Raw genomic sequence first — 17,434 nt, 5'->3', positions numbered from 1 at the left:
ACGCGACACCGAGCTAGGTGCGAGAGTCCGGCAGGGGTTTACACCCTTTGTATCGCCGGATCGATGTCCGAGGACTGGTAAGCCATGGAATGGCCAAGCAGGCAAACGAGACAGTCCCACCTTCTTCGCTGTTCCAAGTAGGATTCGCACGAATGCGGAAGATCGTCGGTGACACTGACCCCAGCTTGCCGCAGCCGCCGTCGTGCGTTGTCGAACCGGACCTGCCAGAGCTGCCGATCCCCGTCGTCGGCTTCAGCCGATGCTTTCTCGTGCAGGAACACGTTATTGAGGGTCGAAAGGAGTAGCAACGCGGAGGACCATAGTTGGGTGACTGCGCCGGATTGCTTGAGCCAATCGGCGTTTTTTGGCAACGCACTTCTGATCAGCGAGACGGCATCGAGGACGATGAGTGACGACCGGGAGACGGAGTAGAACGGTTCAGGGAAGCGGAAGTAGAACAGAACGGGATAGAAGTGGTGAGCTTCTTTGGTATCGGTGACCTCTGCGGCCAACTCGGACAAATTGTTGTAGCCCGCACTCAACTGGTTATTTGCGAACAGATGCGCGAGCAGGTCCGCGGCATCGCCGGTCTCGCCGCAAAGCGCGTGAATCTTGAGGCAAAGCGAGTTCCTGCTCCTGAGCGCGCCGTAGATCTGCATCAGGTAAGTGATGGTGAGCGATATGACGGATGTCCCGATCACCGAATTCAGAAGAAACAGCAGTTTCGCTCCGGTGCTTTGCGGACCGAAGTTGCTGCCGCCTACGATCGAGAGGCTGCTTCCGGCGACGTAGAGCGCGGTCACGAAGTCGGTTGGTGTCTCCTGGTTGCTGCTTGTAATGCTGGTCCCGAGCTGAGGGTGCACAATCAGTGCAGCCCCAAGCGCGAGCAAAATCGACCAGGTGAAGAGCAAGGCGACCAGGATCAACGGGCCGCAGAATGAAAGCAGATGGTTGCCGTTGCCGGCCGAGGAAAGCCGGCGCAGTGCAAGCCAAACCAGTCTGGCCAGGCGGTCGCTGAGAATTCCGGTGCCGGCGCGTGCGTAGAGAACCGTGAGGAATACGTCGGCAAGGACCAGTGCCATCAGCAGCGTGCCGGCTATAGGCTCAACCCAATGGGCCATTTGTCCTCCTCGTCCTAAGCCGCCTCCGGAGCCGTGCGCTTACTGCCGGTTCGGCTCGCGACTTGACCCGACGGTGTTCGCGTCTTCAGGCATGAACTTGAACAGCGTGAAGTTCTTGTCCGTCCAAGCCATGTGGAACCAGGGCGAATCCTGGATGTGCGACGCGGTGACATAGATTGCGCCATCAGGACCTTGCGAGAAGGTGTCCGGCCAGCGCAGGCGCGAATCCGTCAACAGCTGTCGCACGGTACCGTCGCTGGGGTTGAGGACCTTGACGGCATTGTCGGCGATCGAGCTCAGATAGATTTCGTCATGTTCGCCGGTCCAGAGCCCATCGACGGGCTCCGTCGTTGCCACTGTTTCCGGGCGAGCGTGAGCTGCCGCGTCAGCACTCTGGATGCTGGACGTGGCGATCCGGTAGAGAGTCTTTCCGGTCAGGGCCTGCCAATAGAGGGTGTTGCCGTCCTTTGTGAGCGCCAGACTATCGGCATTGAACAAGGGCTGCCGTCCGTCCGGCCGTCGCAACGGCTGGCCATCTGACATCACAGTGACACTCGGATCGAATTGGGTCGAAGGATCGTCGCTGAGCACACGCCAAGCCCGCCCGGACTCGATGTTGAGAACAATCAGGCCGCCGGGCGAACCGGAATCGGTCAGATAGGCGAATTTTCCGTCGGGGGCGATACGGATGTCGTTGAGATAGCTGGCCGGACCAGCGACATCCGCCGCGATCGGAAAGATCCGCTTCACAACGTTCGACTTCAGATCGACCTCGACGATCTTGGGTCCACCCTTCACGGTCTTCTCGGCATTGGGAGCCGCGGGATCGACGACCCAAAGCGATCCGCGCCGGTCCGCAACGACGCTTTGAACGCAAACGAAGTGATCATTGGGCGATACCTCGGACATTCGCGCGTTGCGCCAGCCGTTCCATTCCTCATTGGGATATGGCTTGGTCGAGCCGTCCGGCATGAGTTCGGCCACCGAAACCGGCGTATCCTCTGTCCAGCGCGGGAAGTTGACGAATATGCGGCCGTCCGGGGCGACCGTAACCCCGGTCACCTGATGCTCGAAGGTTGCGACCGATCGCAGCCGGCTGTCGCGACTTTCGACAAGAGGCGCGACAAGCCGCTGGGCCTTGGACTTGATATCCTCTGTTGCGGATTGCGCATGAACCGCGGACGAAATGGATAGCACGACTGCTACGCAGGAGCTGAACGCGATTGGACGCATGAGAGGCCCTTTCCAAAAAGTTTAGGGCCCAATCCGGCTTTGCTTCGATCGTTCCTAGCGCTCGCATCGTCAACGTTGGTTCTTGAGAGCAGGCGCAGCCCATTGCTTTCGGCGCGTCCGGCCTTCAGGGAGGTTCCAGTTTCAGAACCGCGCATCCAGCCGCAGGACCGTGGGGGGGGGTAACAGATTGACGCCTGCCTCACTTTTGCGACGAGACCGCGCAATCTCTGCTATCCCCACCTTCACTGTTCGCGACCTTCAGGTTCGTGCGCGCAAGTATTGGCAGACCGGCTATGAACATCTCGATCGCGCTCTCGTAACACTCGTCGTAGGAAGGTGTGTCGAAGAACGAGTCCATGACTTCATGCAGGACGAATCCGCGAACGAGGCTGCGGAGGATTCGCAGAGCATCGTCTGCCGCCGTGCCGCGCAATCCGCACTCGGACAGGATTTGAGTCATAAACATCCGCAAGCTCTCCAATGCCTCTCGCCATTCAGCAGTATCTGTCGTGGGAGTCCGAAACGTTGCAGCGGACATTGCCGGGCGCTCGAGCGCATACCATCGCATCGCGTGTGCTGCCGCCCTCAACGCCTCGAAAGATCGCTTGCCTTCGCACGCAGCCTGCAATCGGCCGAGCAGATCGCGATAGCCTTTTATAGCCAGGAATCGGCGCATTTCGTCAATGCTGGACCGCTTCTCACCTGAGCAGCGTTCGAGTTCGGCGACAATGTCGTTTGCGAGCTTTCGCTCCCACGGGCTCGAGAACAAGTGCCCAACGTTGATGTCTGTATTCATCGCTGATCATCCTTCATGGAATAGCACGGGGGCTGCTTGATGTATTCGACCCAGACCTCCTCGCCGTTGCAGCGGGTGCGCCTGCACAACCGCGCAACGACGGTTGGTGCCCATGCGAACTGCAGGACGAATTGGGCGGGCGGCGGATCCTTCACACGCAACTGCGCGCCGGCGTCCCAAACCGTCGTGACTTCGCATTCAGTGCTCTGGCCTTCGTCCGGGCCGACAAGTCGCGCACGTAGTGGCGGATCGAAATGCACTCTCTTTGGTTCGTGTTTTACCTGAGCCGGGAAGCCGATAGTCACCGATCTCAAGGCATCGCCTCTGACAAGTGGTTGCTGCTTCGCCGGCAAGAAAGACGTGGTTTTTAGCTGCCGCTGAACTGGTTGGTTGTGCATCGGAACCCCTCGACTTCGATGTTCGTCCTTCCGTACTTTCACGGTTTCGCGCGAGCTCTCTTTCCTTTCACGCGAGAGCCTGCAATACGAGGCTCCTGGTGCAGTCGCGAAGCTATCCGTTCCGGGGCGGCTTTGCTCGGCCAGGTTGGAACTTCTGTTCGGCTGCCGCACCGTTAAGGAAGGGTGAATTGCAAACCATCTTCACGACCAGGGACGTGCATCCTCGTGATCGCTTCGACTATTGGCACAGCGTGGCGTGCAAGGAGATCGTCGAGCACGAGTCTTTCCCCGACTCGCGGGCTCACTTCGAAGCGGAGATCGAGGTCGGATCGGTAGGGGCACTGGATCTAGTCGCCTTCCAGAATTCTCCGCTCAAGGTGGAGCACGCGCAGGCCCATATTTCCCGGATGAGTTCCGACCAATTGCTTTTCTGTCGAGAAACAAGCGGTCTTGTGAGCGTGGAGCAAGACGGACGGCAAATCACTCTGCATCCCGGCGACATGACGCTGCTCGACCCGGCTCTCCCCTATTCAGCAAAGTTCTCCGAGGATTCGAGGACCTTGGTCCTAAAGCTACCTCGACGTGAACTGCAGGCGCGGGTAGGAAAGACCCGCGGCATGCTCGCACGACAAATTCCGGTGGGCGCAACCGATGACACTCTGATCTCATCTTTCAGCGCAGCGCTGCCAAGTCTGGCCGGACAGGTGCGCCCCGTTTGCGGACGATTGGCTGCTGATTTCATGCTGGATTTGATTGCGTTCTCGCTCGCCAAAGCCGTCGAGAGCACCACGCTCCGCATCTCCTCGACCAAAGCAATGGCAATCCTGGAAATCCGCGCCACGATTAAATCGAGGTTAGCGGATCCCGACCTCGATCCTCAGTCGGTCGCCGATGCCGTGGGCCTTAGTGTCCGTTACGCAAACAACATTCTCGCTTCGCAGGATACTTCCATAGGGCGCCTGATCTTGCGGGAGAGGCTTGAAAAGTGTCGGCAGGCTCTCGAAGAACCTGTTCAATTGCGGCGTAGCGTGAGCGAGGTTGCATTCGGGTGGGGGTTCTCCGACCTGACGCACTTCGGCCGATGCTTCAAGAAAGTCTATGGAATGTCGCCCAGCGACTACCAGCTTTCTCACCGAAAAGGGTAGACAAGCTTTCGCTCAGCTTGCGGCACGAGGCCGGAGCCGAGCGAGATCATCGCCTCCGTCGCGGTCACAGTTCAAATCAGCAAATCATGATGCGCAGGTACAATGGCTTGGTGCGCGCCGTTATTGCCGTGATCGTCCGCGTGTCCGCTCAGTGCATGAGGGACGATCTTGACGAGGTCCTCCGCTTGACCAGGTGGAACGTGCGGATCGAGCAGATCATTGAGCTGTTTCAGCTCAACGACCGTAACGAGAGCAGAAGGAGTTGCGCCGCTATCGAAGCGGAACACCGGTCCTTGGTCCAGGCCGCCGGTCCCCAACGCAGCTTTGGCGGGGTGTGCGTCTTCTGATGCGATTGCAGCGGATTGCGCGGCGTGCTGCGAGTTACCGTGTGCGGGGTTACCGCCGCTTGCGACGCTTGGCTCTCCGATATCGGCTGCTTGCGATGCGTTTGCAGAGGTTGAGTGTAACTCGTTCTCCGAGTTGCCGTGGTCCACGGTGGCTGGTTCTGCCGTCTTCACTGCCCCCGCAGGCTCCGAAGCCGAAGCGTGATGCTCGGCGCCGTGGCCGACGCCGTTGCCCGGCTTGGAGCCAGCTTCAGTCGATTCTGTGGATGCCACCTTTGCAGAGTCCGGCTCCGAAGCGTGCTGCGCATTGCCATGGCCCGTGTTGGCGGCCGTTGCGGCGCCCGGATCGGTCTCAGCTGCGTCCGGTGCGTTTGCAGCGCTCGAGTGCCCGGATTTGCCGTGTTCCGTGCCGCCTGGTTCTGCCGTCTTCGCAGGTCCGTGCGCAGCATCAGAAGCCGAAGCGTGATGATGATCGGCGCCATTGCCGGCGCCGTTGTCCGATTTGGAGCCAGCTTCAGTTGATTCGCTGGCTGCCGCCTTTGCAGACTCTGACTTCGAAGCGTGCTGCGAGTTGCCGTGGCCTGCGCTGGCAGCCGCTGCGGCGCCCGGATCCATATCGGCTGCGTCCGGTGCGGTTGAGTGCCCGGGTTTGCCGTGTTCCGCGCCCGCTGGCTCCTCCTTCTTCGCTGCCCCGCCCGCAGGCTCCGAGGCCTTATCGTGATGCTCGGCGCCATTGCCGACGCCCTTGCCCGGTTTGGAGCCAGCTTCAGTCGATTCGTCGGCTGCCGCCTTTGCAGACCCCGGCTCCGAAGCGTGCTTTGAGTTGCCATGACCCGCGCTGGCTGCCGCTGCGGCGCCCGGATCGATATCGGCTGCGTCCGGTGCGTTTGAGTGCCCGGCTTTGCCGTGTTCCGCGCCGTCTGGTTCTGCCTTCTTCGCTGACCCTCCCGGAGCCTCCGGGCCCTTGTCGTGATGCTCGGCGCCATTGCCGACGCCGTTGCCCGGCTTGGAGCCATCAGTCGATGGGTCCGGAGCGTGCTGCGAGTTGCCGTGGCCGGCGTTGTCTGCCGTTACGACGCTGGGTTGGCCGATCTCGTTCGGTGCAGTCGATGAAAAGCCAGCGCCCGTATTGGCCGGACCATTGTTGGATGTGACATTTGCGGCTGCCGGGGCTGTCGCGCTATGAGCAGGCTCGATGGATGATGCGTGCGCCGACGCGGCAGACGCACCATCGCTCTCCTCTGTTGCATCCGCCGACGCGTCGGTGGAACTCCCGAGGCTCGTCGACGTTCCCAAGCCGGTCCGGCCCTGCCCGAACTGGAAACCCGAGCCGTTATTGGCCAGAAGGGCCCAGGCTCCAGCCGTCCCGAGCGAGCTCTCGCCCCCCTCGATACTGGTGTGGACATGGTCCTTGCTCGAAACTGCCTCATCGGTTTCGGTCGCCGATATCAGCACTGCTTCGAGCTGCTCCAGGGTGGCCACGACAGCCGCGCCATCCATTGCGGAGGCGGCATCCGCCTCCGCAATGGATACGATTCCTTCCAGATGGATTTCCAGCAGGCTGCGATCGCCGATATCAAGGATACGATCGGTCGCATTCACATAGACGATCGTTTCGTTGCTTGCGGAGTCGTAGACCCAGGCGAGTGTATGTGGCGGTATAGACTTGGCAGCCGACGTCATATGCAGCCAGGCAAGCGCTCCGAAAGCCGCAAGATTGATCCTGCCCGGCCCAGATGCGAAGTCGAACACGGTGTCGGAAGCTGTCGACTTGGAGTCGATCGGGGAACGATAAACTACGTTTTCAACGTTGCCGCCTACGCCGATACTGGGATCGTGACCAAGGTCCGCGCCAACAGGTTTGTGGAGATTGTCACCCGCATCGCCCGCGCCCTTTTGAACCAGAGCGCCTTCTTGAGCGGCATTGTCGTGTCCAGCGGTCACAACGGCGGAAGACAGGTGGACATCGCGCGAAAGGAAACTTGGGGCTGAATGGTCGTCATGATTGGCGGCAGCATGGCTGATCGCGGCCAGTTTTGTGGTCGCACTCTCTTGGGTGACCGCCAGGATGCTGTCGCTCGAGGCTTCACGGAGGTCATGCGCCTGGGCGGCGAGATGGGGGTCCTGCAGTGCGTAGATCAACGCACCGGTGAGAATAGCAAAGTTGCCAGATCCTCCGTGCATCGACATCGCATTGGAAAGAAGCCGCGGGAATTGATGTTCCGGGGCCGGGTCGTCACCGATCTGTATGTCGATTGCTTCTCGCAGCAAGCGCGCAGGAAGATCGGGCGCGCTCGATCCGGCAGGAGCGTGGTGTGTCCATGGTGTCGCGCCTCCGGATTGCTCGGCCGTGCGCAGCGGTTCCATTGCCGCCGCCGGGTGCGTGATCTGGGCGGCCTTGGCGAACAAGTCTCTCTGGGCTTGCGTGGGCGTCTCGCCGGATTCCCAGACGACGAGGTGCCGGAGAATGCCTTTTTTCCAGGGCTCATACGCGGCGTGCTCGTATCCCGCGTGCTCGTCCGCGTGGCCGACGCCGTTGTCATCCGGGAAGATGTCGTTCGCTTCGGACGCCTTGAGTTCGTCCGCAATTGCCAGCGCCAGAAAGGCCAGGGAGAGCGCGGCCAGGCCGGAGGGGCGTTGCAGCAATGCGATGGTCGCGAGCACGGTTCTGTTGGTGATCTCAAGCTTCTGGAAAATATTGTAGAGGTGGACTTTGACCGTGCCGTCGGACACGTTGAGCTGACGCGCGATCTCCTTGTTCGACAGTCCTTCCGCCACGAGTCGTGCAATTTGACGTTCGCGTTGCGTCAACAGCTCCAACATCTTTTCGACTTTGCCGTCGCCCTCCGCTTCCTTGCCGGTTGCCGAGAGATCGGACTTCGCCAGTGCCACACCGCTCTTCGTCATCACCCGCAGTGATCGCAGCATCGTGGCGGGAGAGGCAAACTTGGAAATTGCGCTGCAGGCGCCGGCTGCGATAGCGGAAGCCAGATCGTGGTCGGTGTCGGACTCGGTGAAGAACACCAGGCGCGTGGAGAGCTTCTCAGCTTTCACGATCGCGAGGATCTCGGAGACCGTCAGATCCGGCACCCTGTCGGCAAGAAGCACGACGTCGGGTGTCAAATTCCGAATTGCTTCGAGGCAGCTTTTCCCATCGCCGGACGTTGCGACAACGTCGAAGTCCGGCTGCGTCCCGAGGACCGACCTCAGTCCCTGCAAAACGATCGGCTGTGGATCGACGAGCAAAACCCGGATGGGCTTGAGTATCCCCTGCCTGGCGGACGCGTCCAACATCGATCTTGCCCTCGGCCCGGTCCTCTATGTCCTTCGGCATATGGCCGTGGCCGGGTGGGATACTAAAATCATAGGAGGCTCGGCGGTTCCCGAGCCCACACCAGATTTGGACGCATGTGAGTGAAAAATATGTCCTTTGACCCCATGGCCGTTGCTGTCGACTGGCTAGATGCCTATCGCGCGGGCGATATCGAGGCGATCCTGGAGCTCCATGCCGACAATGCCGTTGTGCACTGCGGCTGTGCCGGCCACCAAACCATCACCGGGCGCGAGGCACTGCGCGCCTATTGGGTCGATCACCTCCGAAAATATCCGGCAGGCACGCTGGATGACCTCAATCCCTGGAAGAACGACGGGACGATTATCTCGTACATCACCAGTGCCGGCGTGATGAGTGCACTCTTGGCGTTTGACGCCGCCGGCAGGATCAAGGAACTGGAGTGCAGTCCCTCACACCAGGCCTGAGGCGTGATTCAAGCCGCCAGCGGGACGCGACTTGATTAGATGAGCTGCCTCGCCGCGGCCGAGATCATCACCAGCCCGCCGGTGATCACGGCGACGTCGAGGATCGCGGTGTGGATGTGCACCGGCATCCGCTCGACGAAGGCCTTGGCCAGGAACGCGCCGGGAATCGCGATGGCCCCGATCAGCAATGCAAAGGCGAGCACCTGCGCGGTCACGGCGCCGGCGAGGCCGAACACCGAGATCTTGATGAGGCCGGTGCCGAGCGAGATCATCGCGTCGGTCGCGATCACGGCGGCGCCCTCGAGCCCCGCGGCCATCAGCAGCGACAGCAGGATCACGCCGGAGCCGGAGGTGCCGCCGACCAGCACGCCATAGCCGACCGAGCCGGCCGCAAGCCCAGTGTCGCCGATCTTGACCTGGCGGCGGCGGAGCACACGGCGCAGCGGCACGCTCAGGATCAGCATGGAGCCGATCACCAGTGCCGCGCCGGCATTGGTCAGCCGCGTATAGCCGTAGGCGCCGAGCGCGGTCGTCAATGCCGCGCAGGCCAGCACGATCAGCGCGCGGCGGCGATCGGCATAGCGGAGATAGGCGATCGCTCGGCTGGAATTGGTGAAGATCGCGGAGATCGCGATGATCGGCACCACCGGCTCGGCGCCGACGAGAGGGACCAGCACCAGCGGCATCAAGGCGCCGGTGCCGTAGCCGGCGAGACCACCGATGATCGAAGCAAACAACGCCATCAACGCGACCAGCAGGAGCTGAAAAATCGAGATGTCGGCGAAGCCTGAGACGATGGTCACGTTCTCTCGTCGCGGCTGATTCGTGCCGCAGCTTGATCGGCGATGGAAGCGATTGCGGCCTCCTCTAGGGGAAAATCCGCCGCAAGCCAAGCGTCCTCGGCGAGCGTCAAGACATGTCCGAGCGCGGGTCCTTCCGCCATGCCGCGCGCGATGAAGTCGGCGGCGCGCAGCGGAAATTTCGGCGCAGTCCAGCGCTGCGGCAGCTCGGCAAGTTCACGCCATCGCGACGAGCCGGCGTCACCGCCGGCTCTCGCCCAGCCCAGCAACACGCGATCGCGATAGCGCTCCGCACCGAGCCGGTAGAGCAATCGCCGCGCATCGGCTTCGCCCTTGGTGGCCAGGCGCCACCAGCGGTGTCCCATCGAATCCAGCGCCTTGGTTTCCGCATTGGAGAGCCTCAGGCGCGTGGCGACGCGCTTGGCGTCTTCGGTCACCGCGACCGTCAGCGCGGCGAGCCGCCGCGTGCTGCTTGCGGTGAGGCCAAGCTCGCGCTCGATCGCGATCATCGCCGAGAGCGGCCCGGTGTAGACGACGCCGCCGGTCAGCGCTTGCAGCAATCCACCGTCCGCCATGGCGAGCGCGGCGGCAGAAGCGCCCTGAGCGACGAGCAGCTTCAGCATCTCCATGCGCAGCCGCTCGGCTGACAGGCTCGCCAGGCCCGCGCGTCCCCGGATGCAGGCGAGGTAGCCGTCGCGGTCGGGATCGCCGGCGCCAAAGGCGGCGTGGATGCGGAAGAAGCGCAGGATGCGCAGGAAATCCTCGGCGATGCGCTGGTCGGGATCACCGATGAAGCGCACGCGACGCGCGGCCGCATCCGCGATGCCTCCGACATAATCGTGGACGACGCCGTCACAATCGACCGAGAGGCCGTTCATGGTGAAGTCACGGCGTTCGGCGTCCTTCACCCAGTCGCGGCCGAACGCGACCGTGGCCTTGCGGCCGAAGGTCTCGGTATCCTCACGCAGCGTCGTGACTTCGTACGGTTGCCCGTCGATGACGAGGGTGACGGTGCCGTGGTCGATGCCGGTCGGCACGGCCTTGATGCCGGCGCTCTTGGCCCGCCGCATCACCTCATGCGGGAGCGCCGTGGTCGCGATGTCGATGTCACCGGGCACGAGGCCGAGCAGCGCGTTGCGCACGGCGCCGCCGACCACCCGCGCCTCCTCGCCATCCGCGTTGAGCATTTGCAGGACGCGCGCTGTCCCGCCCGAAATCAGCCAGGGCGCATCGGCGAGCATGGGCACCGCGCTCATCGGCCGGCCCTATCTTTCCACGCCCGGCACGAGCTTGCCGTTCTCGATATGGGCGGGGACATAGGTCGAATCCGGCGCGGCGCCGGAGTAATGCGCAAAGCCGATCAGCCCCGCGATCACCAGCACGAGCGCCGCCAGCATGAGCCGCGCAACGATGGTGATCGGCCAGGACGATTGCACGAACAGGCCGGAGCGCGTGGCGGCGAGGAACAGCGCATAGACGGCAAAGGGAACGAGGAAGATTCCGATCTCGGTCAGGATCGGTCTGATCATGATGAATAGATCCGCTCGTAGAGCACACGCAGCATGCCGGCCGTCGCGCCCCAGATGTAGCGTTCCGCAAACGGCATCGCGTAGTAGGACCGCTCCATGCCGCGGAATTCCTTGCTATGCACCTGGTGGTTGGCCGGGTTCATCAGGAAGGATAGCGGCACTTCGAACGCATCATCAACCTCGGAATGGTTGATCGTCAGCTCAAAACCCGGGCGCACCCTGGCAACCGTCGGCAGGATGCGGAAGCCGAAGCCGGTGCCGTAGAGATCGAGATAGCCGATCGGCTCGACGAAGTCTCTGGACAGCCCGACCTCCTCCTCGGCCTCGCGCAGCGCCGCATCGAGCGGCGAGCGGTCGATCGCGTCGATCTTGCCGCCGGGAAAGGCGATCTGGCCGGCATGGTCGTTCAGATGCGCCGAACGCTGCGTCAGAAGGATGGTCGGCTCGGGATGATCGACCACCGCGATCAACACCGCCGCCGGCCGCACCGGCTGCTCGCGAGCGATGATCTCGAGCATCTTGTCGGTGCCGGGATCGCCCGAGGCCGGAATGATGTTGGGATCGTAGAGACCGGGCGGAACGTCGAAGCCGAGCCGCGCCGTGGAGCGGGCGAAGAAATCGGCCGCACCGATCACGGCGGGATCGTTCCTGGAGATAGGCTTGTTCAAAGCGCGGCCCTCACCTGCTCCGCATCGGCCATGGCGAAGAATTCGCCGGCCGATTCGACACCGAACATCGGCTGGCCATCGACCATCCGCTCCTCACCCATGTCAACCAGATCGTAATAGAGCGCGCGGGTGACCTTGGCCCAGAGCTCGGCGCGGACATGCAGATAGGGCGTCAGCCCGCCGTCCTTGGCCTGTTCGAAGCGCAGCCGGTGCGCGGCGTCGCAGGTGACCCAGTCGTCGACATTGGTGCGGAAGCGGAGCACGCGGTGGTTGTCCTCGCCGTCCTTCTGCATCTCGACCGCCATGAACGGCGCGTCATCGACGCGAATGCCGACTTTCTCCACCGGCGTGACGAGGAAATGCTTGTCGCCCTCACGCTTCAGGATGGTCGAGAACAGGCGAACCAAGGCATGACGGCCGATTGGCGTCCCCAAATAGAACCAAGTACCATCGGATGCGATTCGAATGTCGAGATCGCCGCAGAACGGCGGATTCCACAAATGCACCGGAGGCAGGCCCTTTTTGGCACCTTCGGCATCGGCAGCAGTTTTGGCAGCGGCAGTCAGCCCCTCGAGACCGCGATCGGCGCTCTGCCCTTGGTTCGCCATGGTTTGCCCTGACTTTGTCATTTGGCACGATCGGTCATTTGGCACGATTGGTGCAGGTTTATGTTGTATCCGGGTGCTCGGTTCCACCCCGCATTTGTCCGGTGTGGAGGTCGCCACTTCGTGATGCCCTACATATCCCTAAGCCGATAAGGTGGGGATAGGTTAATTCAACGAATACATGGCCTTCCTGCAAGTCTAGCATAGGGCCCGCGTCTTGAGTTGAGGACGTGATGACATGACGACGCAAGCGAGCCGCATGGCAGGCTGAAGGAGCTAACGGATGGCGGAGAGTGTCGAGAAGCTCGAAGACGGTGTCGTCCGTTCGGCCGAGCAGGTGTCGAGCCAGATTCGCGCGGCAAAGGATGCGATCGCGTCCGTCATCTTCGGTCAGGATCGCGTGATCGAGAACACGCTGGTCACCATCCTCTCCGGCGGCCATGCGCTGTTGATCGGCGTCCCCGGCCTCGCCAAGACCAAGCTGGTCGAGACGCTCGGCGTCACGCTCGGCCTCGATGCCAAGCGCATCCAGTTCACGCCCGATCTGATGCCTTCGGACATTCTCGGCGCCGAGGTGCTCGACGAGAGCACCTCCGGCAAGCGTGCCTTCCGCTTCATCTCCGGCCCCGTGTTCGCGCAACTGCTGATGGCCGACGAGATCAACCGCGCCAGCCCGCGCACGCAGTCGGCGCTGCTGCAGGCGATGCAGGAGCAGCACATCACCGTTGCCGGCGCGCGTCACGATCTGCCGAAGCCGTTCCACGTGCTCGCCACGCAAAACCCGCTGGAGCAGGAAGGCACCTATCCGCTGCCTGAAGCCCAGCTCGACCGTTTCCTGATGGAGATCGACGTCGACTATCCCGACCGCGACGCCGAGCGCCGCATCCTGTTCGAAACCACCGGCGCCGACGAAACGCTGGCGAAGGGCGCCATGACACCTGACGCACTCATCACCGCGCAGCGACTGATCCGGCGCCTGCCGGTCGGCGATTCCGTGGTCGAGGCGATCCTGTCGCTGGTGCGCTCGGCCCGTCCGGGTCCGGACGGCGGCGACACCAGCAAGTTCATCGCCTGGGGACCGGGCCCGCGCGCCAGCCAATCGCTGATGCTCGCGGTGCGCGCACGCGCGCTGATCGACGGCCGCCTCGCGCCCTCGATCGACGACGTGCTCGACCTCGCCGAGCCCGTGCTGAAGCACCGCATGGCGCTGACGTTCCAGGCGCGCGCCGAAGGCCGCACGATTCCGGACGTGATCCGGCAATTGAAGACACGGATCGGTTGATGGCGGCGGAGAACGGGCACGCAGCAAAGGAGGTCATCGCGATCCGACGTGCCGATGGCGAAAGCCGCACGCTCGCCGCTTCGCTGCCGCGCCTGGTGCTCGAGGCCCGCCGTATCGCCGCCAATGTCATCCACGGGCTGCACGGCCGCCGTCGCGCCGGCTCCGGCGAAAATTTCTGGCAGTACCGCCGCTTCGTCTCCGGCGAGCCGTCGCAGCACGTCGACTGGCGGCGCTCGGCGCGTGACGATCTTCTCTATGTCCGCGAGCTCGAATGGGAAGCCTCGCACACAGTCTGGATCTGGCCCGACCGCTCGCCATCGATGGCCTTCGCTTCAAAGCAGGCGCGCGAATCCAAGCTCGAGCGGACGCTGATCGTCGCCTTTGCGCTGGCCGAGCTGCTGGTCTCCGGCGGCGAGCGCGTCGGCATTCCCGGGCTGATGGCACCGACCGCGAGCCGCAGCGTCATCGACAAGATGGCACAGGCGATGCTGCATGACGATGCCGACCGCCTGAGCCTGCCGCCATCCTTCGTGCCCGCGGCGCTGGCCGAGACGATCGTGCTGTCGGACTTCTGGTCGCCGATCTCCGAGATCAGGACCACGCTCGCCGGCCTGTCCGGCTCCGGTGCGCATGGCACGCTGGTGCAAATCGTCGATCCCGCCGAGGAATCATTCCCGTATTCCGGCCGCGTCGAGTTCGTCGAGCCCGAGGGATTCGGCGTGATCACCGCCGGCCGCGCCGAGAGCTGGGCGCAGGATTACACCACGCGGCTCGCGCTGCACCGCGACCAGATCCGCGCCGAGACCAACAAGCTCGACTGGCTGTTCACGACCCGCGCCACCGACCGCTCTGCCGCTGAGCTGCTGCTGTTCCTGCATGCCGGCATGCAGGTGAGCAAATCGGGCGCCCGCACCACGACCATCAAGGCGGGGCCCGCCGCATGATGGGACTGCCGCTCGCCTTCACCGAACCGCTGCTCCTGATCGGCCTCGTCAGCCTGCCGGTGCTGTGGTGGCTGTTGCGCGTGATGCCGCCGCGGCCACGCCGCATCGAGTTTCCGCCGACGCGCCTGCTGTTCGACATCGCACCGCGCGAAGAGACCCCGTCGCGAACGCCGTGGTGGCTGACCGCATTGCGGCTGCTGGCTGCGGCGCTGGTCATTTTCGCCGCCGCCGGCCCGATCTGGAATCCGCAAACGGGCGCGGCCACGAGCAAGGCGCCGCTGATGATCATGTTCGACGACGGCTGGAGCGCGGCATCGAACTGGGACATCCGGATCAGGGCCGCCGACGAGTTGATCGCCAGTGCCGAGAACGACCGCCGTGCGATTGCGCTGGTGCCGCTGTCCGAGCCGAACCGCGATATCACCCTGATGCCGGCGGGCGCCGCGCGCGTCGCGCTGCGGCAGCTGACGCCAAAGCCGTATTCGATCGAGCGCGTCGAGACCCTGACCGCCATCGATCGCTTCCTGAAAGCGACCGGCGACTGCGAGATCGCCTGGCTCTCCGACAGCGTCGACACCGGTCGCGGCGAGGAATTCGTGACGGGCCTCGGCAAGACCATCGGCGATCGCAGCCTGACCGTGTTCGAAGGCGGCACCTCCTCAGTCCTGGCGCTGGTCGCGGCAGAGAATGCCGCAGCCAGGATGACGGTGAAGGTGCTGCGCACCGACAGCGGCATCGCCATCGGCACCGTGCGCGCGCTGGACCAGAAGGCCTCGCCGATCGGCGAGGCCCGTTATTCGTTCGGCCCGCAGGACAAGGAAACCGAAGCTTCGTTCGACCTGCCGGTCGAGCTGCGCAACGACATCACGCGGCTGGAAATCGCCGGTGAGCGCTCCGCCGGCGCGGTGCAGCTGCTCGACAAGCGCTGGCGCCGCCGCGCCATCGGCATCGTCTCGGGCTCGACCAGCGAGACCGCGCAGCCGCTGCTGGCGCCGACCTTCTATCTCACCCGCGCGCTGGCGCCGTTCGCCGACGTGAGGCTTGCCGACAAGGGCTCGCCGCAGCAGGGCATCACGCAGTTCCTCGACCAGAAGCTGCCGATGATCATCCTTGCCGATGTCGGCACCATCGCCCCTGAAATCCGCGAGCGTCTCAATGCCTGGATCGACCAGGGCGGCGTGCTGGTGCGGTTCGCCGGTCCGCGGCTGGCGCAGGCCGAGGACGATCTCGTCCCAGTCAAGCTGCGCAAGGGCGGCCGGACGCTCGGCGGCAGCCTGACCTGGGAAAAGCCGCAACATCTGGCCTCCTTTGCCGCCGACGGTCCGTTTGCCGGCGTGGTGGTCCCCAAGGACGTCACCATCAGCCGCCAGGTGCTGGCCGAGCCCGACGCCGTGCTCGCCACCAAGAGCTGGGCGTCGCTGGAAGACGGCACGCCGCTGGTAACCGGCGAGCATCGGGGCAAGGGCGTGGTCAGCCTGTTCCACGTCAGCGCCGACATGCGCTGGTCGGATCTGCCGATGTCGGGCACCTTCGTTGAAATCCTGCGGCGCGTCGTCGACATGTCCGGCTATACCGCCAAGCCGGGGGCAGGCGTTGCCACTGAAGGGACCGCCGAGACGGTGGCGCCGCTGCATATCCTCGACGGCTTCGGCGCCTTCGGTCCGCCGCCGGCCGCCGCAAAGCCGCTGCCCGCGGATTATCGCGACCGCGCCACACCCGATCATCCGCCAGGCTTCTATGGTCCGGCAGAAGGACCGCTCGCCGTGAACACGCTTGCCAGCGCCGACCGTATCGCAGCCCTGAACACCGCGAGCCTGCGCGCCCGCCGCGCCACTTACACCAATGCCGAACCGCAGGATTTGCGCGGCTGGCTGCTGTCGACGGCGCTCGCGCTGTTCCTGATCGACGCCATCATCGTCGCGGTGCTCGGCGGCGGCCTTGCCGCGCTGCTGCGCCGCCGCGCCGCGCCCGCGATGATCGTCTTCGGGCTGGTGTTCGCAGGCCTCGCCTCGTTCGTGCCGACGCCGTCGCACGCGGACAGCGCGTCCGACGAGTTCGCGATGAAGGCGGTGTCGCAGACCCGCCTCGCCTATGTCGTGACCGGCAATGCCGACGTCGATTCCATCGTCAGGGCCGGGCTATCGGGACTGACGCTGTTTCTGGCGCAGCGCACCGCGCTCGAGGCCGGCGATCCCGTCGGCGTCGACCCGGCGCGCGACGAACTCGCCTTCTTCCCGCTGATCTACTGGCCGATCGTGCCGGGCGCGCCAAAGCCGTCGCGGGACGCCATCAACAAGATCGACGTCTACATGAAGCAGGGCGGCACCGTGCTGTTCGACACCCGCGACGCCGTCGAAGCGCCGCCCGGCGCGAACGGCGCCGCGCAGACCCCCGCCATGCAGACGCTCCGCGAGATCCTGTCCTCGCTCGACGTGCCCGAGCTGGAGCCGGTGCCGCGCGAGCACGTGCTGACCAAGACCTTCTTTCTGTTGCGCGACTTTCCCGGCCGCTTCACCACCGGCCAGACCTGGGTCGAGACCTTGCCGCGTGACGACGACGACGATGGCGCGCAACGGCCGGCACGCGGCGGCGACGGCGTCTCGCCGATCATCATCACCTCGAACGACCTGGCCGGCGCATGGGCCGTGCGGCCCGACGGCCAGTCCATGCTGCCGGTGACCGGCGGCGACCCCCGCCAGCGCGAATTCGCCTACCGCGCCGGCGCCAACATTGTGATGTACACGCTGACCGGCAACTACAAGGCCGATCAGGTGCACGCGCCGGCCCTGATCGAACGGCTGGGGCAATAG

General features: G+C 63.9%; 15 protein-coding genes. 5 read left to right on the top strand and 10 right to left on the bottom strand.

The window, feature by feature from the left end; translation table 11 throughout:
* Nucleotides 1–38: 38 nt before the first annotated feature.
* From AC0L2J_RS01420 to AC0L2J_RS01405, 4 genes are all read right to left on the bottom strand, one after another.
* Nucleotides 39–1,121: a two pore domain potassium channel family protein gene (locus AC0L2J_RS01420; protein ID WP_473386721.1), complete on the bottom strand. Its 1,083-nt coding sequence runs from the start codon at nucleotides 1,119–1,121 to the stop codon at nucleotides 39–41.
* Between the two features lie 39 nt (nucleotides 1,122–1,160).
* A complete protein-coding gene (locus AC0L2J_RS01415) occupies nucleotides 1,161–2,183 on the bottom strand; it encodes an L-dopachrome tautomerase-related protein (protein ID WP_473386718.1) in 1,023 nt (340 codons plus the stop codon).
* Nucleotides 2,184–2,553: 370 nt separating this feature from the next.
* The gene (locus AC0L2J_RS01410; RefSeq protein ID WP_007607062.1) at nucleotides 2,554–3,150 is read right to left on the bottom strand and encodes a TetR-like C-terminal domain-containing protein; all 597 of its coding nucleotides are present in this window, start codon (nucleotides 3,148–3,150) and stop codon (nucleotides 2,554–2,556) included.
* The gene (locus tag AC0L2J_RS01405) at nucleotides 3,147–3,548 is read right to left on the bottom strand and encodes a hypothetical protein (RefSeq protein ID WP_473386715.1); all 402 of its coding nucleotides are present in this window, start codon (nucleotides 3,546–3,548) and stop codon (nucleotides 3,147–3,149) included. The genes AC0L2J_RS01410 and AC0L2J_RS01405 overlap by 4 nt, the downstream gene beginning before the upstream one ends.
* 188 nt (nucleotides 3,549–3,736) lie before the next feature.
* On the opposite strand from AC0L2J_RS01405, the gene AC0L2J_RS01400 reads away from it, so the two are divergent.
* Nucleotides 3,737–4,693 (top strand): AraC-like ligand-binding domain-containing protein, encoded by a 957-nt coding sequence (locus AC0L2J_RS01400; protein ID WP_156526791.1) that lies wholly within the window; start codon nucleotides 3,737–3,739, stop codon nucleotides 4,691–4,693.
* A gap of 71 nt (nucleotides 4,694–4,764) precedes the next feature.
* Here AC0L2J_RS01400 and AC0L2J_RS01395 read toward each other — a convergent pair whose 3' ends face one another.
* Nucleotides 4,765–8,331, bottom strand: coding sequence for a LuxR C-terminal-related transcriptional regulator (locus tag AC0L2J_RS01395; RefSeq protein ID WP_473386713.1), 3,567 nt, complete (start codon nucleotides 8,329–8,331; stop codon nucleotides 4,765–4,767).
* Between the two features lie 129 nt (nucleotides 8,332–8,460).
* Here AC0L2J_RS01395 and AC0L2J_RS01390 point away from each other — a divergent pair, with 129 nt between their 5' ends.
* Complete coding sequence (locus tag AC0L2J_RS01390; protein WP_063993495.1) at nucleotides 8,461–8,796, top strand: nuclear transport factor 2 family protein; 336 nt, start codon at nucleotides 8,461–8,463, stop codon at nucleotides 8,794–8,796.
* Nucleotides 8,797–8,831: 35 nt separating this feature from the next.
* Here the strand turns inward: AC0L2J_RS01390 and AC0L2J_RS01385 are convergent, their stop codons facing one another.
* The 5 genes from AC0L2J_RS01385 to AC0L2J_RS01365 are packed head-to-tail and all read right to left on the bottom strand — an operon-like array spanning nucleotide 8,832 to nucleotide 12,401.
* Nucleotides 8,832–9,599, bottom strand: a complete 768-nt coding sequence (locus AC0L2J_RS01385) for a sulfite exporter TauE/SafE family protein (protein WP_473386711.1) — start codon at nucleotides 9,597–9,599, stop codon at nucleotides 8,832–8,834.
* Nucleotides 9,596–10,852, bottom strand: a complete 1,257-nt coding sequence (locus AC0L2J_RS01380; RefSeq protein WP_473386709.1) for a CCA tRNA nucleotidyltransferase — start codon at nucleotides 10,850–10,852, stop codon at nucleotides 9,596–9,598. Before AC0L2J_RS01380 ends, AC0L2J_RS01385 begins: the two co-directional genes overlap by 4 nt.
* Before the next feature lie 9 nt (nucleotides 10,853–10,861).
* On the bottom strand, nucleotides 10,862–11,125 hold the full coding sequence (locus tag AC0L2J_RS01375; protein ID WP_473386707.1) for a DUF6111 family protein: 264 nt from the start codon (nucleotides 11,123–11,125) through the stop codon (nucleotides 10,862–10,864).
* Nucleotides 11,122–11,793: a CoA pyrophosphatase gene (locus AC0L2J_RS01370; protein WP_007607044.1), complete on the bottom strand. Its 672-nt coding sequence runs from the start codon at nucleotides 11,791–11,793 to the stop codon at nucleotides 11,122–11,124. Before AC0L2J_RS01370 ends, AC0L2J_RS01375 begins: the two co-directional genes overlap by 4 nt.
* Nucleotides 11,790–12,401, bottom strand: coding sequence for a DUF1285 domain-containing protein (locus AC0L2J_RS01365; RefSeq protein WP_007607043.1), 612 nt, complete (start codon nucleotides 12,399–12,401; stop codon nucleotides 11,790–11,792). The genes AC0L2J_RS01370 and AC0L2J_RS01365 overlap by 4 nt, the downstream gene beginning before the upstream one ends.
* A 280-nt stretch (nucleotides 12,402–12,681) precedes the next feature.
* Between AC0L2J_RS01365 and AC0L2J_RS01360 the strand changes: the two genes are divergently transcribed.
* Genes AC0L2J_RS01360 through AC0L2J_RS01350 form a run of 3 tightly spaced genes read left to right on the top strand, consistent with a single transcriptional unit; the run spans nucleotide 12,682 to nucleotide 17,434 of the window.
* On the top strand, nucleotides 12,682–13,680 hold the full coding sequence (locus tag AC0L2J_RS01360; protein ID WP_473386704.1) for an AAA family ATPase: 999 nt from the start codon (nucleotides 12,682–12,684) through the stop codon (nucleotides 13,678–13,680).
* The gene (locus AC0L2J_RS01355; protein WP_473386703.1) at nucleotides 13,680–14,624 is read left to right on the top strand and encodes a DUF58 domain-containing protein; all 945 of its coding nucleotides are present in this window, start codon (nucleotides 13,680–13,682) and stop codon (nucleotides 14,622–14,624) included. The genes AC0L2J_RS01360 and AC0L2J_RS01355 overlap by 1 nt, the downstream gene beginning before the upstream one ends.
* Nucleotides 14,621–17,434, top strand: coding sequence for a DUF4159 domain-containing protein (locus AC0L2J_RS01350; RefSeq protein ID WP_473386701.1), 2,814 nt, complete (start codon nucleotides 14,621–14,623; stop codon nucleotides 17,432–17,434). Before AC0L2J_RS01355 ends, AC0L2J_RS01350 begins: the two co-directional genes overlap by 4 nt.

It is taken from the genome of Bradyrhizobium sp. MV1.5 (assembly GCF_055807615.1).
Note: the sequence above shows the minus strand (reverse complement) of the source record. Positions and strands in the feature narration are given on the sequence as shown.